Here is a 14,403-nt window from a genome sequence, read left to right as displayed (position 1 = left end):
TGGATGGGTGCGCCTTCGGCGCTTCGCCGGCAATGCCGGCTCCTACAGTATCGTGCAGCCCTGTAGGAGTCGGCGTTGCCGGCGAAGAGGTCTGCAAGATCCAGCGTGCAAAACCGCTAATGCTCCGCCTTCACACCTTGCCTGGCAAACCATATTTGTATCAGGCCTTTGCAGCCAACAACGCCTCGAGTTTCTCCTGATCCCGCGCAAATTGGCGGATGCCCTCGGCGAGTTTCTCGGTGGCCATGGCATCTTCGTTGGAGAGCCAGCGGAACTGGCTTTCGTCGAGTGTCAGGCGTGGCTCGCCAGCCTTGCCCGGGGTGAGCTTGCGCGCCAGGGTGCCCTGGTCATCGCTGAGCTGCTGCAGCAACTCAGGGCTGATGGTCAGGCGGTCGCAGCCGGCCAACTGCTCGATCTGGCCGATGTTGCGGAAGCTGGCGCCCATGACCACGGTGTCGTAGCCGTTGGCCTTGTAGTAATCGTAAATACGCGTGACCGACTTCACGCCCGGGTCTTCGGCCCCGACATACTCCTTGCCGGTCGATTTCTTGTACCAGTCGTAGATACGGCCCACGAACGGCGAAATCAGGAACACCCCGGCATCGGCACAGGCAGCCGCCTGGGCGAAGGAAAACAGCAGGGTCAGGTTGGTCTGGATGCCTTCCTTTTCCAGTACCTCGGCGGCGCGGATGCCCTCCCAGGTGGAGGCCAGCTTGATCAGCACGCGGTCGCGGCCGATGCCGGCCTTGTCGTACAACTCGATCAATTGGCGCGCCTTGGACAGCAGGGCAGGTTGGTCGAAGGACAGTCGGGCGTCCACTTCCGTGGAAATACGGCCCGGGATCACCTTGAGAATTCCGCTGCCCACCGATACCGCGAATGCATCGCAGGCAAGGCCCAGGTCGCCCTTGCTGTGCTTGAGCGCGTCATCGAGCAGCTCGGCATAGCCGGGCATGGCGGCGGCCTTGAGCAACAGGGACGGGTTGGTGGTGGCGTCGACCGGCTTGAGCCGGCTGATCGCATCGATATCGCCGGTGTCGGCGACGACCGTGGTGAACTGCTTGAGTTGTTCCAGCTTGGAAGTCATGAGCGTGCTCTGTCCTGTGCGGTTGGACGACATTACCCGAGCGCTGCCGGCCGCTCAAGGGCTGTGCGGCAGGCTATCGGGGGAGGGTAACGATTGGAGTGTCCAGCCGCGCGCAGGTTCCTAGCGTCCTTCCAGCAGCAGCCCCGCCTGGTCGAGCAGGCCCAGGGGGTCGGTGCTCTTGTGGATGTCCACCGACAGCAGCTGGCGGAACTTGCGAGCGCCGGGGAAGCCCTGGCCCAGGCCGAGGATATGCCGGGTGACATGGTGCATGGCGCCGCCGTTCTGCAGGTGCTGGGCGATGTACGGGCGCAGCCTGGCCAGCGCTTCGCTGCGGCTGATCACCGGGGCGTCGCTGCCGAACAGCTGCTGGTCGACTTCGGCCAGTACATAAGGGTTGTGGTACGCCTCGCGGCCGAGCATCACGCCGTCGAAGGTCTGCAGGTGCTGCTGGCATTCGGCGAGGGTCTTGATGCCGCCATTGAGAATGAACTCCAGGTCCGGGAAGTCGGCCTTGAGCTGCGCGGCGACGTCATAGCGCAGTGGCGGGATCTCGCGGTTCTCCTTGGGCGAGAGGCCCTCGAGGATGGCGATGCGCGCGTGTACGGTGAAGCTGCGGCAGCCTGCGTCGCGTACCTGGCCGACGAAGTCGCAGAGCTCGGCGTAGCTGTCGCGGCCGTTGATGCCGATGCGGTGTTTGACCGTGACCGGGATCTGCACTGCGTCGAGCATGGCCTTGACACAATCGCCCACCAACCCCGGATGGCCCATCAGGCAGGCGCCGATCATGTTGTTCTGCACGCGGTCGCTGGGGCAGCCGACGTTGAGGTTCACTTCGTTGTAGCCGGCGTTTTGCGCGAGTACGGCGCAGGCGGCCAAGTCCGCCGGCACGCTGCCACCCAGTTGCAGGGCCAGCGGGTACTCGGCTTCGTCATGGCGCAGAAAACGCTCGGCGTCGCCATGCAGCAGGGCGCCGGTGGTGACCATTTCGGTGTAGAGCAAGGCATTGCGCGACAGCAGGCGCAGGAAGAAGCGGCAGTGGCGGTCGGTCCAGTCCATCATGGGTGCAACGCTGAACCGGCGGGACGGCTCGGGCCGCGTATCTACAGGAGTTGTAACAGGTTCTGAGAGCATGTTCGTCTACGTGTGGTGCAGCCAATTCGGGGTGTTTCGGGCGATGGGCGTTCTGCGCTGACACCGCGTCACACCGGCCAGCCCCAAAAACACAAGTGCGCCAGTTTACCAAGAGTCTGCAAGCTTCGCCTGCAAGCCCGTCATGCCGGCGCCCAAATGGCCGTGGGCGGGCTAGTCTGTTGCTGTCCCCTGCGCAATGTTCGGCCCACCCCCGCAGGTGAATCGAGGCGCGGCCATGAAGCCTGTCAGGAAAATCGGATTGCGCCGCAGCCTGCGACGGCTTGGGCCCGGGTTGATCACCGGCGCTGCCGACGACGATCCGAGCGGTATCGCCACCTATTCGCAAGCCGGCACACAGTTTGGCTTCTCCATGCTGTGGACCGTGGTGCTGACCCTGCCCCTGATGATCGCGATTCAACTGGTGAGTGCACGCATCGGCTACATCACCCGTCGCGGCCTGGCCGCCAATATCAAGCACCACGGGCCAGCAGGTGCCTAGCTCGCCCACTTCGAGCCGCGAATCACCGCACAGAAATTCCCGGGCTTGAAGGCGGGGTCCTTGTCGGCCAGCACATCCGCCTTGACGTTGCCGAAGGTGGTCTGCGGCTTGTGGCGGATGCCGTCGTAGAAGGCCTGGATGATGTCTTCCTTGAAATGCTCGCCCCGCGGGTGGGCGCTGACGATGGCTTCGCGCTCGGCAGCGCCGTACTGGCCGTGGGTCAGCCCCAGCACGTCCATCTCGACCCCTGCCGTCACCAGCGCCACCACCGGGTGCATGTGCTCGGGTATGCCTGGGGTGGTGTGCAGAGCGATGGCGGTCCATACCGTATCGATGTCCTGCTGGGCGATGCCGTGGCCGCACAGGAAGTCGCGTGCGGCATTGGCGCCATCCACTTCGAAACGCTCGCAGGCGCTGCTGTGCTGATGGGTCAGGCCCATGTCGTGGAACATGCAGCCGCAGTACAGCAGCTCGGCGTCGAACTTCAGGCCGCGCTTCTGGCCCGCCAGGGCGGCGAAGTAGAACACGCGGCTGGAATGGTGGAACAGCAGGGGCGAGGCCGTATCGCGTACCACCTCGGTGATTTCGCGGGCGAGCTGGCTGTCGGGGATCTTGATGCCGTGGATGTCGAGTGTCATGGGGCAGGCTCCGGGTTGCGGTTCGCCTCCATTGTCAGCCTCGACACTGCTGTCCTCAAATGGCGTGATACGCCATATACTGCCATTTCACGTGAAATCACGACGCCTTCAGGTTCGCCCCTTCGCCATGACCAGAACCATTGCCGTACTCGCGCTGCCCGGTGTTCAACTGCTCGATGTGTCGGGCCCACTGGATGTGTTCGCCCAGGCCAATGTCGAGGCGGGTCGGCAGGTCTACACGTTGCAGGTGGTGGCGTGCGAGCCAGGGCCCATTCACAGCTCGTCCGGTGCGCGGCTGTTGCCCGACCTGGTGGCAGGTGAGCCCGGGCAGTGCTTCGACACCTTGCTGGTGGCCGGGGCGCCGGATGCGGCGCGGATGCAACTGAACAACACGCTGCTGGCCTGGATCCGCGACTGCGCGGGCCAGTCGCGCCGCTTCGGCTCGGTGTGCACCGGCGCCTTCGCGCTGGCGGCCAGCGGGTTGCTGGATGGGCGGCGGGTGACCACGCACTGGGCCGCGGCACAGGCCCTGGCACAGCGTTACCCGAGCCTGAGCGTGGAAGAGGACGCGCTGTATGTGCGCGACGGCAAGCTGCGCACAGCCGCCGGGGTCACTGCCGGGCTGGACCTGGCGCTGATGCTGGTGGAGGAAGACCTGGGCCGTGAAATCGCGCTGCGGGTAGCGGCGCAACTGGTGATGTTCTTCAAGCGCCCGGGCGGGCAGTTGCAGTTCAGCCGCAAGGGCGAGGCGCAGCCAGCCGGGCGTTCGGTGTTGCAGCAAGTGCAGCGCTGGGTGGCCGCCAACCCGCAGCTGGCGCTGACAGTCGAGGCACTGGCCGAACATGCCGGCCTCAGCCCCCGGCATTTTGCCCGGCTGTTTCATGCCGAGGTGGGCGTCACCCCCGCAGCCTGGGTGGAGTCGGCGCGGGTGGCCGCTGCACGCGCCCTGCTGGAGGCCGGTGGTGATGCGCCCAAGCAGGTCGCCGCCAAATGCGGCTTCGCCAACGCCGACACCTTGCGCCGCGCGTTCTTCAAGCACGTGGGGGTGACACCTGCCGAGTACCGCAAGCGTTACGGGCACGGCGGGGCGTAGCAACGCTCAGTCGTGCTCCTGGCCCAGGTAGAGCAGCTCGCTTTCGAACAGGTTCTCCAGCATCTCACGCGTCAGCGGCTCCACCAGCGTGCCTGCATGGTGGGTGATGCGCAGGCTGGCGCCGGCCTGCTCCAGCGCATCGATGATTGCCAGCAGCGTTTGCTGCTGCGTCACCGTGCCTTGCTCGCTGGGCACCTCCAGGGCGAAGTCCGTGGTATCGAACAGCACGACCGGCGTTTGCGTGCCCACCTTGCGCATCAGCTCGCCGATGCTGTCGGCAGACCACTGGCGCAGCAGCTTGACGATCCCTGGCTTGTGGTCGGCGGCGGTGACGGCGATGGCGTATCGGGACATGGGGGCTCGCTTGAGTCGTGCAATAAAGGGCCGGCAAGGTGAATGCAAATAATGGCAAAAAGCCTTGAACCGATGACGGGTGCGGCGGTCCGACCTCAGGCCTGCTACCCTGTGGCCTTCACATTTCTCGTTTTGCCATAGGAACAGCGGGGCTATCAGATCACTGCACGTCGAAGCGTGCCAGCAATTCAAGGAGCTATTTCGTGGGAAGAACCCCCTCCAACGACACACCCGGGCATTCTCAGCCGCCGACCGTCGACGGCATTCCAGCTCCCAGCGGTGAAGTAAACCTGATCGATACCGACTACGTCGTCGGCCAGGACAATTTCAAGGGCGAGTTTTCCTTCTCGCTGGACATCCACGGCAAGGTGTTCCTCATCTCTGCCGCCACCATCTTCCTGTTCGTCATCCTCACCCTGGCCTTGCAGAACGAAGTCGAGCCGGTGTTCAGCGCCATGCGCAGCTGGTTGACCGCCAACCTGGCGTGGTTCTTCATGAGCACCGCGAACATCTTCGTACTGCTGTGCCTGGGCCTGATCGTCTCGCCGTTGGGCAAGGTGCGCCTGGGCGGGCGCGAAGCGGTGCCGGACCATTCCTATGTGGGCTGGTTCTCGATGCTGTTCGCCGCCGGCATGGGTATCGGCCTGATGTTCTATGGCGTGGCCGAACCGATGTCGCACTTCTCGGCCGCCATGGGCGGGGTCACCCTCGACGCCAACGGCGTGCGTACCGACTGGGCGCCGCTGGGCGGTGCAGGCGGTGATGCCAAGGTGGCGGCCGACATGGCGATGGCGGCCACCATCTACCACTGGGGCCTGCACCCGTGGGCGATCTACGCGATCGTTGCGTTGTCGCTGGCGCTGTTCACCTACAACAAGGGCTTGCCGCTGTCGATCCGCTCGGTGTTCTACCCGTTGCTGGGTGAGCGCGTGTGGGGCTGGCCGGGGCATGTGATCGATATCCTGGCGGTGTTCGCCACGCTGTTCGGCCTGGCCACTTCCCTCGGGATCGGTGCCGAGCAGGCGGCAGCCGGGCTCGAATACCTGTTCGCGATCCCCTCGACCAATGTCAGCAAGGTGCTGCTGATCATCGGCATCAGCATCATCGCACTGGGCTCGGTGCTGGCCGGCATGGACAAGGGCGTGAAGATGCTGTCCCAGGTGAACATGGGCCTGGCGTTGCTGCTGCTGGTGTTCATCATCGTGGTCGGGCCGACCCTGGCGATCTTCACCGGCTTCTTCAGAAACCTCACGGCCTACATCGAGTACCTGCCGGCGTTGTCCAACCCGGTGGGGCGCGAGGATGCCGAGTTCACCCAGGGCTGGACTGCCTTCTACTGGGCCTGGTGGATCAGCTGGTCGCCGTTCGTGGGCATGTTCATCGCCCGTGTCAGCCGTGGCCGCACGGTGCGCGAGTTTCTCATCGCCGTGTTGCTGGTGCCCTCGCTGGTATCGGTACTGTGGATGACCACTTTCGGCGGCACCGCCATCGATCAGACCGTGAACCAGCACTTTGCCGGCGTGACCGATGCGGTGCTGGAGCTCAAGCTGTTCGCGATGCTCAGCGGCCTGCCGCTCAAGGAGATCACCTCGTTCATCGGCATCGTGCTGGTGGCGGTGTTCTTCATCACCTCGTCCGACTCCGGCTCGCTGGTGATCGATACCATCACCGCCGGTGGCAAGGTGGATGCACCGGTGCCGCAGCGGGTGTTCTGGGCGGTGATGCAGGGCGTGATCGCGATTGCGCTTTTGCTCGGTGGCGGCTTGATTGCGCTGCAGGCGATGGCGGTGTCGACCGGCCTGCCGTTCGCCATCGTGTTGCTGCTCGGCTGTGTGTCGCTGGTCAAGGGACTGATGTCGGAGCCGCGCGGTTAAAGCCCGCCCGGCGCAGCAACTTTATTGTGGGGGGCGTAGCAGCCGGCCTTGCCGGCGATGGCGTGCATGGCGCCCCTGGCCCGGCGTAGCCGGGCATCGCCAGCAAGGCTGGCTTCTGCACAAAGCCAGTTTGCTGGCGTTCAATCCCACAGCCGCCCGATTTCCATTCCCGCTTCGAACCGATGTGCCACCTGGGCCTGCAACAGCTCGGCCGTGGCCAACGCATCGGTCAGGGCATGGTGCGCGTGATACGGCGGCAGGTGATAGCGCGCGCGGCTGTCGGCCAGGCGTATCGAGGCTGGCGGCCGGCGCAGCAGGCGGTCCCGCCAACTGCGTTTGCCACGGTGCAGCAGTGCTTCCAGCTGCATGGTGTCGATCACCGGAAACTCCAACCCCTCACCCAGGTGTCGTCGCACCGCATTGTCGAGAAACCCGCGTTCCAGGTTGCGGTAATGCACCACCATCACATGCCCGGCCATGGCCCCCAGCAACGCGTTGAGCACATGGGGCAGGGTGGGCGCATGGCGGATGTCGCTGTGGGTGATGTGGTGGAAGGTCACCGACTCGTCGCTCAGTTCGGTGCGCGGTTTCACCACCCAGTAGCGCGCCTCGGCGCAGCGGATGCGCTGCAGGGTGAAGGGCATCAGGCCAATGCTGACAATGGCATCCTTCTGCGCATCCAGCCCGGTGGTTTCCACATCCAGCGCCAGCAACGGCACCTGCTCCAGGGGAGTGCCAGCCGGAACCACGCCGGCGGCATAGAAGTTCTTCAGCAGCGGGTTGCGCGCCTGGGCTGCCAATGCCTGAAAGCGCGTTGCCCAGTCGATACGGTCGATACCACGCGGCTTCATCGCGAGTGCCGCACGATGCCAGGGTAGCGAAAGCGCAGGAACTTCTGCGCATGGCTCAGCACCTGGAACGCTTCCTTGAGGTTGTGTCGCTCGCTGCTGGAGAAGCGCTCGGGCTCGATGTAGTTGTCCGGCTGCTGGCCGTTTTCGAGGGCGTCCACCTGGTGCCGAATGCGCACCATCGACAGGAACTCCAGCGCATAACGCAGGTGCTCGATGGCCGCCGGCTGCATCAGCTTGGTGGCGCTGATGGCTTCCAGGCGCTCGACCGAGTTCTGCGCGGTACTGGCGCAGGCCAGGGCATGTACGCGAATCAGGTCGGTGAGCGGTGCGGTGCCGCGGCCCTTGAGATTGATGATCTGTTTCTGGCGGCCGTCGGTTTCCATCACGAAGGTGCGGAAGAACCCCAGCGGCGGCGTACGGTTCAGTGCATTGCGCGCCATGGCGGTAAGAAAGGCGGGGCTGGCGCTGGACTTCTTCGCGCACAGGGTCTTGAGGGTTTCCACCAGTTCCAGCTGGCCATACACCCCGTCGAGGTCGAAGAAGATGCTGCTGTTGAGCAGGGTGGCCGCGTTGGGTTTGTCGATCCACTGGGTGAAGTAGCCCTTCCATACCCGCAGCGGCTGGCGCCACTGGTCGTTGGTGGCCATGATCCCGCCCTTGCAGTAGCTGTAGCCGCACGCGGCCAGGCCGTCGCTGACGAAGGTGGCGAGTTTGAGGAAGTAGGCGTCGTGCTGCACCGGGTCGAAGCTGTCGTCCAGCACCAGGGCGTTGTCCTGGTCGGTGACCAGCAACTGTTCGTCCCGCGCCATCGAGCCCAGCGCCATGAAGCAGTACGGCACCGGCGGCGGGCCCAGGTCGCGTTCGGCCAGTTCCAGCAGGCGCTGGGTGAAGGCGCGCCCGATGCCGGAAATCGCGCTGCCGATCATGTGCGCGGTGGCGCCATCGCGCACCATGCGCACATAGGTGCCGCGCAGGTCGCGCAGCAGCGAGCGCAGGCCGGCCACGCTGTTCTGGTTGGAGATGCTGTTGACCAGGTGCAGGCTGCTCTGGGACTCGTGGCGGATGATGTTCGACAGGTTGATCAGCCCCAGCGTGCGGCCCTTGTGCACCACCGGCAGGTGGTGGATGTTGCGCCGCAGCATGCACAGCATGGCTTCGAACACCGAGTCGTTGGCCTGGATCACCACCGGATCGCTCGACATCACCGTGCTGATGGGCAGGCTGCTGCTGAGGTCGGCGGCCAGCACGCGGGTGCGCAGGTCCCGGTCGGTGACCAGCCCCAGCAGTCTGTCGGGGGCATCCGGTACCGGTTCGACCACTGCCACGCACGACACGCTTTCGGCGGCCATCAGGCGCGCCGCGTCCAGAATCGAAGTGTCCTGGCTCACCCACACCAGGCTGCGCGAGAGCAGGGTGCGTGCCTTGAGCTGGATCAGCTCGCTGGCGCGGCCCTGGCCTTCGACAGCGGACTTGAGGCGCGAATGCCCTTCGGCCTCGACGAACTCGGCAAAGCTGTCGTGCTGCTCGCACAGTTCGGCAAACAGGTCTGCCGGAATGAAGTAGATCAGGCTGTCTTCCAGCGCCTTGGCCGGAAAGCGCACCTTGTTGCTGCGCAGCAACCCGGCCTGGCCGAAGATGTCGCCTTCGCCCAGGCGGTTGTAGAGCTCGCCGTTGCGCCGGTAGATCTCCACCGCACCACTGCGCACGTAGTGCAGGTCCTGGATGCTGGCGCCTGCTTCCAGGATGGTGCTGCCGGCCTTGAAATAGCTCACCTGGATACGTGGCGCAATGCCGTTGAGGGTTTCTTCGGGCAGGGCGTCGAAAGGGGCGAAACGGTGGAGGTGATCGCGAACCTCCAGAAGCTCGATCTGCATGCAACCTCGCTGAATGTGGGCGTGAAGTGGACCGGGGCTCAGGGCCGCATCAACGGCTCGACGCCGATCCAGGATTTTTTCGGGTGGTGGCACAGTTGCAGTGGGGCCACAGTAACCGACTGCCCGTCGATTTCCAACGTGCCCAGGTTGATCGTCCACTTGGCGTCGGCGTTGAAGTCCGGGGTGTTGAACGCGACGTAGACCGAGCCATAGCGGCTGTTGTTGGTGAGCTTGGGAATGCGCCGGTGCACCTCGTCACTGTTGATGTCGAACGGCGAGGGGCGCACGTAGTCCTTGCCCGAAAGCGGGAAGTCGTTGTTCAACGCGCCCAGGTAAAGGTCCGGGCGGGCCGCCAGGCGCTGGCCATTCTCGAAGGTCAGGTAGGCCTTGCGGCTGTCGTACAGCATGGGGATGGGCGCTTCGCCCGACCCTGCCTTGAGAGGCTGCTGGCGATTCTTGTTGAAGCCGATCACCTGCACGTAGAACTCGCGCTGTGGCGAGCCGTGGGGCACGCTGAAGTAACCCTGCGTGTAGGGTCGATCTCTCCACATCAGCGCATGGTCGTAGAGGTAGGTGTACAGGTAGAAGGTCTTGACCCCGTGCGCGGTCGGCACCTCGAACACCTGGTGCGACTCGCACAGGTCGGCATAGGCCGGGCGCTCTCGCGGGTAGGGCACGCAGGCGACGAGCAGGGCGCTCAGGGCAAGGGCAAGAGGAAAGCGGTGGAACAGAACGTGAAACATGCCGGGCCTCCCTGGCTCGATAGCGCTGCGCAAGCAGTCAACGTGTAGTGTCGACGCCCTGTACTTGTCGAGGTTTTATCAGACTTTGCGCCGGAATTCCGAACATTTCGTGCAACCGCCATATCATCGGCAGTGTCAGCGCTCTCGTTCCATTGAGTACTTCGTAGACCCGGTTCTTCCGGCCGATTGCCGGTACCAGGTCGGCGGCGCTCAGGCCGGACTGCTCCATTCTGAAGCGAATAGCCTCGATGGGGTCGGGCAGGTCGAGCGGAAACTGCTTGGTCTCATACGCCTCTATCAGCGTGACCATGACATCGAAGTAATCACCTTCGGGCGTGCCGGGTTCCGGCTCGTTGTCGAACAGCTCGGACACTGCGTTCAACGCGGCCTTGTAGTCCTGCTCGGTATGAATTGGGTGAATGTTCACAGGATCACTCCATCTCAACGGTGTCGGCGTCAATGCCATCGTATTGTTCGTGAGTACCGACAAACTTGATGTAGATGGCTTCGAAGCGATAGGCCACGGCAGCCACGATCCGATAGTCATTGCCTTTGATATTGAACACCACTCTGCGACTTTTGAGGATGCTGGCATTGCCGAACTGCGCCTTGATATCCGCAGGCGTGGACCATCTTGCCTGCCTGGCTTCGTCAATCCATGAGAGCAAGGGTTGCTTGGATGCAGGATGCTTCTCGGAAAATGCTTTCAGGTGACTGATGGCAATGATTCTCATAAGGCCCCATTCTGGTCCCAAGGTGGGACTTTTTCAAGCGCGACTTCCAGTTGTTCGTCGCTTGATGACGTCAGACGTTGCCCTCTGGACCACGAGCAACGCCTGAGTGTTATCGCCGAATGGCCAATGTTCAATTACCAGAGTGCAACGGTGTACGACAGGATCAGCCGGTTCTCGTCCAGGTCGTTGCCGAAATGCGTGGAGCGTACCGTGGCGTTTCGCCACTTCACGCCGACGTTTTTCAGCGGGCCGCTTTGCACCACGTAGCCGATATCGGTGTCGCGCTCCCACTCCTTGCCATCGGGCCGCCCCGCACCCAGGTCGATGCCGTCGCCGCGCAGGTAGCGGGTCATGAAGGTCAGCCCCGGCAGGCCCACGCTGGCGAAGTTGAAGTCGTAGCGGGCCTGCCACGAGGTTTCGTCCTTGTTGGCGAAGTCGCCGATCTGCACGAAGTTCACCAGGTAGGCATCGGCGCCGTTGAGGTAGGCAAAGCCGGTGTCGCCGCGCATGCGCTGGTAGCCCACACCGAAGGCGTGGCCCTGTATGCCATAGGTGAACATCGCCCCCAGCGCCTTGTTGTCGACGTTGCTGGCGCCGTCGTCGCTGGAGCGGGCGAACCGGATATCGCTTTTGAGCGACTGCCCCTCACCCAGCGCCCAGGTGTGGTTCAGGCCCACGAAGTGCTGGCGGTAGAGGTTGTCGAGCGCACCGTAGCTGTAGCTGGTGCTCAGGCTGTCGGTCCACTTGTAGCTAAGGCTGGCGAAGTCGAAGCGATCGCTGTCGCTGCGCCGGGCCACGATGTTTTTTGCCGCGCCCGTGGTCACGCCCATGTCCTCGTAGTCGGTGGAGTCGCGCTGGTTGACCTGGCGCAGCCGGCCGATGTCGAGGTTCAGGTTCTCCAGCTCCTGCACGTTCAACTGCCCGCCGGAAAAGGTCTGCGGCAACAGTCGCGAGTCGTTTGGCATCAGCACCGGCAGCCTGGGTATCAGGGTGCCGACCTTCAACACGCTGTGACTGGCGCGCACCTTGGCGGTCAGGCCCAGCTCGCTGTATTCGCCCTGGGCACGGCGCGGTGCCTCGCGGTCACGCTGCAGCAGGCCGCTACCACTGCGTTCGAGGCTGGAATCGAGCTTGAGCCCGAGCAGGCCGATGGCGTCCACCCCAACGCCCAGGGTGCCCTCGGTAAAGCCGGACTCGTAGCGCAGCACAAAGCCCTGGGCCCATTCCTCGGCCTTGGACTGCGGGGCCTCGTGCTGGCGAAAGTCGCGGTTGAAGTAGAAGTTGCGCAGTTCCACGCTGGCCTTGCTGTCATCGACAAAGGCCGCGTTGGCCGTGCTGCAAACGCCGGCGAGTGTTGCCGTGGCCAGCAGGCCAAGGCTGAACGGTGGGAAAGTGCGGTGCATGGTAAATCCTCTTTTTTGTTTTTATGAGGTGCAGCGATGCCCGCACGGGCCGCCGTAGCGGCCCGTGACAGGGGTTGCAGTGGTTCAGTGGCTGACGGCGGTGGCGGCGCCCAGGCCAGTCTGTGCGCGCACGAACTGGTCGTCGAAGGCGGCACGTTCGCGGGCTGCGCGGGCGCTGCGGTCGAGCCTGGACACAATCACCGTGACCAGGAACGCCAGCGGCATGGAAAACAGTGCCGGATGGTCATAGGGGTAGATCGCCTGGGCGTTGCCCAGCACCGACACCCACACCGCCGGCGACAGGATCACCAGCCCCAGCGCGGTGATCAGCCCGGCAAAGCCGCCGGCCAGCGCGCCGCGGGTGGTCAGGCCTTTCCAGTACATGGCCATGATCAGCACCGGGAAGTTGGTGGAGGCGGCGATACCGAAGGTCAGGCCCACCAGGAAGGCCACGTTCTGCTTCTCGAACAGGATGCCCAGCAGGATCGCGATGATGCCCAGGCCGACGGTGGCGATACGGGTCACGCGCATCTCGTCCTTTTCGCTGGCGGTGCCCTTTTTCCACACGGTGGCGTAGAGGTCATGGGAGATGGCCGACGCACCGGCCAGTGCCAGGCCCGACACCACCGCGAGAATGGTGGCGAAGGCCACCGCCGACAGGAAGCCCAGGAACAGGTTGCCGCCCACTGCCTTTGCAAGGTGCATGGCGACCATGTTGCCGCCACCGATCAGCGCGCCCTTGAGGTCGCCGTCCACGTAGAACTGCGGGTCGGTGCCGACGATGACGATGGCCGCGTAGCCCAGCACCATCACCACCAGAAAGAAGAAACCGATGAAGCCGGTGGCGTAGAACACCGACTTGCGTGCTTCCTTGGCGTTGGGCACGGTGAAAAAGCGCATCAGGATATGCGGCAGCCCGGCGATGCCGAACACCAGCCCCAGCGACAGCGACGCGGCGTTGATCGGGTCGGCCAGCATCGAGCCGGGGCCCATGATGCTCCAGCCTGTGCTGTGCACGTTCACTGCGCGACTGGCCAGGGTTTCCAGGCTGAAACCGAACTCGGCCATGGCCAGCAGCGCCAGGGTGGTGCCACCGGCCAGCAACAGCACGGCCTTGATGATCTGCACCCAGGTGGTGGCGATCATGCCGCCGAAGATCACGTACACCAGCATCAGGGCGCCCACCACCATCACGGCGGTGCTGTAGTCCAGGCCGAACAGCAGCTTGATCAGTTGCCCGGCACCCACCATCTGCACCACCAGGTAGCAGCACACCACGGTCAGCGAGCCGAAGGCGGCGAAGGTGCGGATGCGGGTCTGGTCCAGGCGGTACGACACGATGTCGGCAAAGGTGTAGCGCCCCAGGTTGCGCAGGCGCTCGGCCATCAGGAAGGTGATGATCGGCCAGCCGACGAAGAACGCCACGGTGTAGATGAAGCCGTCGTAGCCCTTGGCGAACACCAGGCTCGACAGGCCCAGCAGGGTGGCCGCCGACATGTAGTCGCCGGCAATCGCCAGGCCGTTCTGGAAACCGCTGATGCCGCCGCCGGCGGTGTAGAAGTCGGAGGTGGAGCGGGTCTGGCGCGCGGCCCACCAGGTGATCGCCAGGGTGCCCAGCACGAACACGAAGAACATCGCGATGGCGTGCAGGTTGACCGGTTGTTTGTCGGCCACCAGCGGCGCCGCGAAAGCCGCCGGGGTCAGCAGCAGGCTGCTCAGCACTAGCAGTGCGGTGCGGTTCATTTCGACTCCTCCAGTACCTGTGCGCTGAGGCTGTCGAAGCGGGTATTGGCGCTGCGCACGTACCAGCCGGTCAGCAGCCACGACAGCACGATCAGTGCCGAGGCCACGGGAATGCCGAGGGTCAGTTGGCGACCGTCCCCCAGCGGTGTGTGCAGCACCTGCGGGTAGAACGCCACCACCAGCATGAACAGGTAGTAGGCACCCAGCACTGCGGCGCTGAGTGACCAGGCCAGGCGCGATCGGGTGCGCACCAGTTGCTGGAATTTGGGGTTGGCGCGGATGCGGTCGCAACTCTGCGCGTGATCGGTTGGGGCGTGCGTCATGGGTGGGGCTCCTTTGTTGTTTTTATTGCCTGGGGCGGGCCATCGACTTTGTTGCG

The 14,403-nt window shown here is 64.2% G+C and carries 15 protein-coding genes; 3 read left to right on the top strand and 12 right to left on the bottom strand.

The features are described from left to right. Positions 1–160: 160 nt before the first annotated feature. Positions 161–1,087, bottom strand: coding sequence for a transaldolase (gene tal / locus JZZ72_RS15480; RefSeq protein WP_043864539.1), 927 nt, complete (start codon positions 1,085–1,087; stop codon positions 161–163). Between the two features lie 120 nt (positions 1,088–1,207). After that, complete coding sequence (gene dusA / locus JZZ72_RS15475; protein ID WP_123752349.1) at positions 1,208–2,218, bottom strand: tRNA dihydrouridine(20/20a) synthase DusA; 1,011 nt, start codon at positions 2,216–2,218, stop codon at positions 1,208–1,210. 259 nt (positions 2,219–2,477) lie between these two features. On the opposite strand from dusA, the gene JZZ72_RS15470 reads away from it, so the two are divergent. After that, entirely contained in the window at positions 2,478–2,717 is a 240-nt protein-coding gene (locus JZZ72_RS15470; RefSeq protein ID WP_231390636.1) for a divalent metal cation transporter, read from the top strand. Here the strand turns inward: JZZ72_RS15470 and JZZ72_RS15465 are convergent. Beyond that, a complete protein-coding gene (locus JZZ72_RS15465; RefSeq protein ID WP_043864536.1) occupies positions 2,714–3,355 on the bottom strand; it encodes an HD domain-containing protein in 642 nt (213 codons plus the stop codon). The two genes, JZZ72_RS15470 and JZZ72_RS15465, sit on opposite strands and share 4 nt — an antisense overlap. 127 nt (positions 3,356–3,482) lie before the next feature. Between JZZ72_RS15465 and JZZ72_RS15460 the strand changes: the two genes are divergently transcribed. Continuing rightward, positions 3,483–4,448, top strand: a complete 966-nt coding sequence (locus JZZ72_RS15460; protein ID WP_054915308.1) for a GlxA family transcriptional regulator — start codon at positions 3,483–3,485, stop codon at positions 4,446–4,448. A 6-nt stretch (positions 4,449–4,454) separates the two neighbouring features. On the opposite strand, the gene JZZ72_RS15455 is transcribed toward JZZ72_RS15460, so the two are convergent. Further along, entirely contained in the window at positions 4,455–4,802 is a 348-nt protein-coding gene (locus tag JZZ72_RS15455) for a hypothetical protein (RefSeq protein WP_058541323.1), read from the bottom strand. A gap of 203 nt (positions 4,803–5,005) precedes the next feature. On the opposite strand from JZZ72_RS15455, the gene JZZ72_RS15450 reads away from it, so the two are divergent. After that, entirely contained in the window at positions 5,006–6,676 is a 1,671-nt protein-coding gene (locus JZZ72_RS15450) for a BCCT family transporter (RefSeq protein WP_054915306.1), read from the top strand. A 140-nt stretch (positions 6,677–6,816) separates the two neighbouring features. Here the strand turns inward: JZZ72_RS15450 and JZZ72_RS15445 are convergent, their stop codons facing one another. The 8 genes from JZZ72_RS15445 to JZZ72_RS15410 form a co-directional block, all read right to left on the bottom strand. After that, positions 6,817–7,527, bottom strand: a complete 711-nt coding sequence (locus JZZ72_RS15445; RefSeq protein WP_043864532.1) for a 3'-5' exonuclease — start codon at positions 7,525–7,527, stop codon at positions 6,817–6,819. Continuing rightward, positions 7,524–9,401 (bottom strand): DUF294 nucleotidyltransferase-like domain-containing protein, encoded by a 1,878-nt coding sequence (locus tag JZZ72_RS15440; RefSeq protein ID WP_210014677.1) that lies wholly within the window; start codon positions 9,399–9,401, stop codon positions 7,524–7,526. The genes JZZ72_RS15445 and JZZ72_RS15440 overlap by 4 nt, the downstream gene beginning before the upstream one ends. A gap of 38 nt (positions 9,402–9,439) precedes the next feature. Further along, on the bottom strand, positions 9,440–10,144 hold the full coding sequence (locus JZZ72_RS15435) for a hypothetical protein (RefSeq protein ID WP_210014676.1): 705 nt from the start codon (positions 10,142–10,144) through the stop codon (positions 9,440–9,442). Between the two features lie 37 nt (positions 10,145–10,181). Then, the gene (locus tag JZZ72_RS15430) at positions 10,182–10,571 is read right to left on the bottom strand and encodes a helix-turn-helix domain-containing protein (protein WP_043864529.1); all 390 of its coding nucleotides are present in this window, start codon (positions 10,569–10,571) and stop codon (positions 10,182–10,184) included. 4 nt (positions 10,572–10,575) lie between these two features. Then, positions 10,576–10,878, bottom strand: coding sequence for a type II toxin-antitoxin system HigB family toxin (locus JZZ72_RS15425; protein ID WP_054915303.1), 303 nt, complete (start codon positions 10,876–10,878; stop codon positions 10,576–10,578). Between the two features lie 134 nt (positions 10,879–11,012). After that, the gene (locus JZZ72_RS15420) at positions 11,013–12,281 is read right to left on the bottom strand and encodes an OprD family porin (RefSeq protein WP_210014675.1); all 1,269 of its coding nucleotides are present in this window, start codon (positions 12,279–12,281) and stop codon (positions 11,013–11,015) included. An 84-nt stretch (positions 12,282–12,365) separates the two neighbouring features. Further along, on the bottom strand, positions 12,366–14,024 hold the full coding sequence (locus tag JZZ72_RS15415; protein WP_058541320.1) for a cation acetate symporter: 1,659 nt from the start codon (positions 14,022–14,024) through the stop codon (positions 12,366–12,368). Beyond that, positions 14,021–14,347: a DUF485 domain-containing protein gene (locus JZZ72_RS15410; protein WP_043864525.1), complete on the bottom strand. Its 327-nt coding sequence runs from the start codon at positions 14,345–14,347 to the stop codon at positions 14,021–14,023. Before JZZ72_RS15410 ends, JZZ72_RS15415 begins: the two co-directional genes overlap by 4 nt. Positions 14,348–14,403: the final 56 nt, after the last annotated feature.

It is taken from the genome of Pseudomonas palmensis (assembly GCF_017848315.1).
In the GTDB taxonomy this organism is placed as follows: domain Bacteria; phylum Pseudomonadota; class Gammaproteobacteria; order Pseudomonadales; family Pseudomonadaceae; genus Aquipseudomonas; species Aquipseudomonas palmensis.
This window is presented reverse-complemented; position numbering and strand designations above follow the sequence as displayed.

Excerpts from the sequence above, each read along its gene's own strand:
- JZZ72_RS15445 (WP_043864532.1), bottom strand. The coding sequence starts at position 7,527 with ATGAAGCCGCGTGGTATCGACCGTATCGACTGGGCAACGCGCTTTCAG.
- JZZ72_RS15415 (WP_058541320.1), bottom strand. The coding sequence starts at position 14,024 with ATGAACCGCACCGCACTGCTAGTGCTGAGCAGCCTGCTGCTGACCCCG.
- JZZ72_RS15435 (WP_210014676.1), bottom strand. The coding sequence starts at position 10,144 with ATGTTTCACGTTCTGTTCCACCGCTTTCCTCTTGCCCTTGCCCTGAGC.
- JZZ72_RS15425 (WP_054915303.1), bottom strand. The coding sequence starts at position 10,878 with ATGAGAATCATTGCCATCAGTCACCTGAAAGCATTTTCCGAGAAGCAT.
- dusA (WP_123752349.1), bottom strand. The coding sequence starts at position 2,218 with ATGCTCTCAGAACCTGTTACAACTCCTGTAGATACGCGGCCCGAGCCG.
- JZZ72_RS15460 (WP_054915308.1), top strand. The coding sequence starts at position 3,483 with ATGACCAGAACCATTGCCGTACTCGCGCTGCCCGGTGTTCAACTGCTC.
- JZZ72_RS15420 (WP_210014675.1), bottom strand. The coding sequence starts at position 12,281 with ATGCACCGCACTTTCCCACCGTTCAGCCTTGGCCTGCTGGCCACGGCA.
- JZZ72_RS15410 (WP_043864525.1), bottom strand. The coding sequence starts at position 14,347 with ATGACGCACGCCCCAACCGATCACGCGCAGAGTTGCGACCGCATCCGC.
- JZZ72_RS15440 (WP_210014677.1), bottom strand. The coding sequence starts at position 9,401 with ATGCAGATCGAGCTTCTGGAGGTTCGCGATCACCTCCACCGTTTCGCC.
- tal (WP_043864539.1), bottom strand. The coding sequence starts at position 1,087 with ATGACTTCCAAGCTGGAACAACTCAAGCAGTTCACCACGGTCGTCGCC.
- JZZ72_RS15465 (WP_043864536.1), bottom strand. The coding sequence starts at position 3,355 with ATGACACTCGACATCCACGGCATCAAGATCCCCGACAGCCAGCTCGCC.
- JZZ72_RS15455 (WP_058541323.1), bottom strand. The coding sequence starts at position 4,802 with ATGTCCCGATACGCCATCGCCGTCACCGCCGCCGACCACAAGCCAGGG.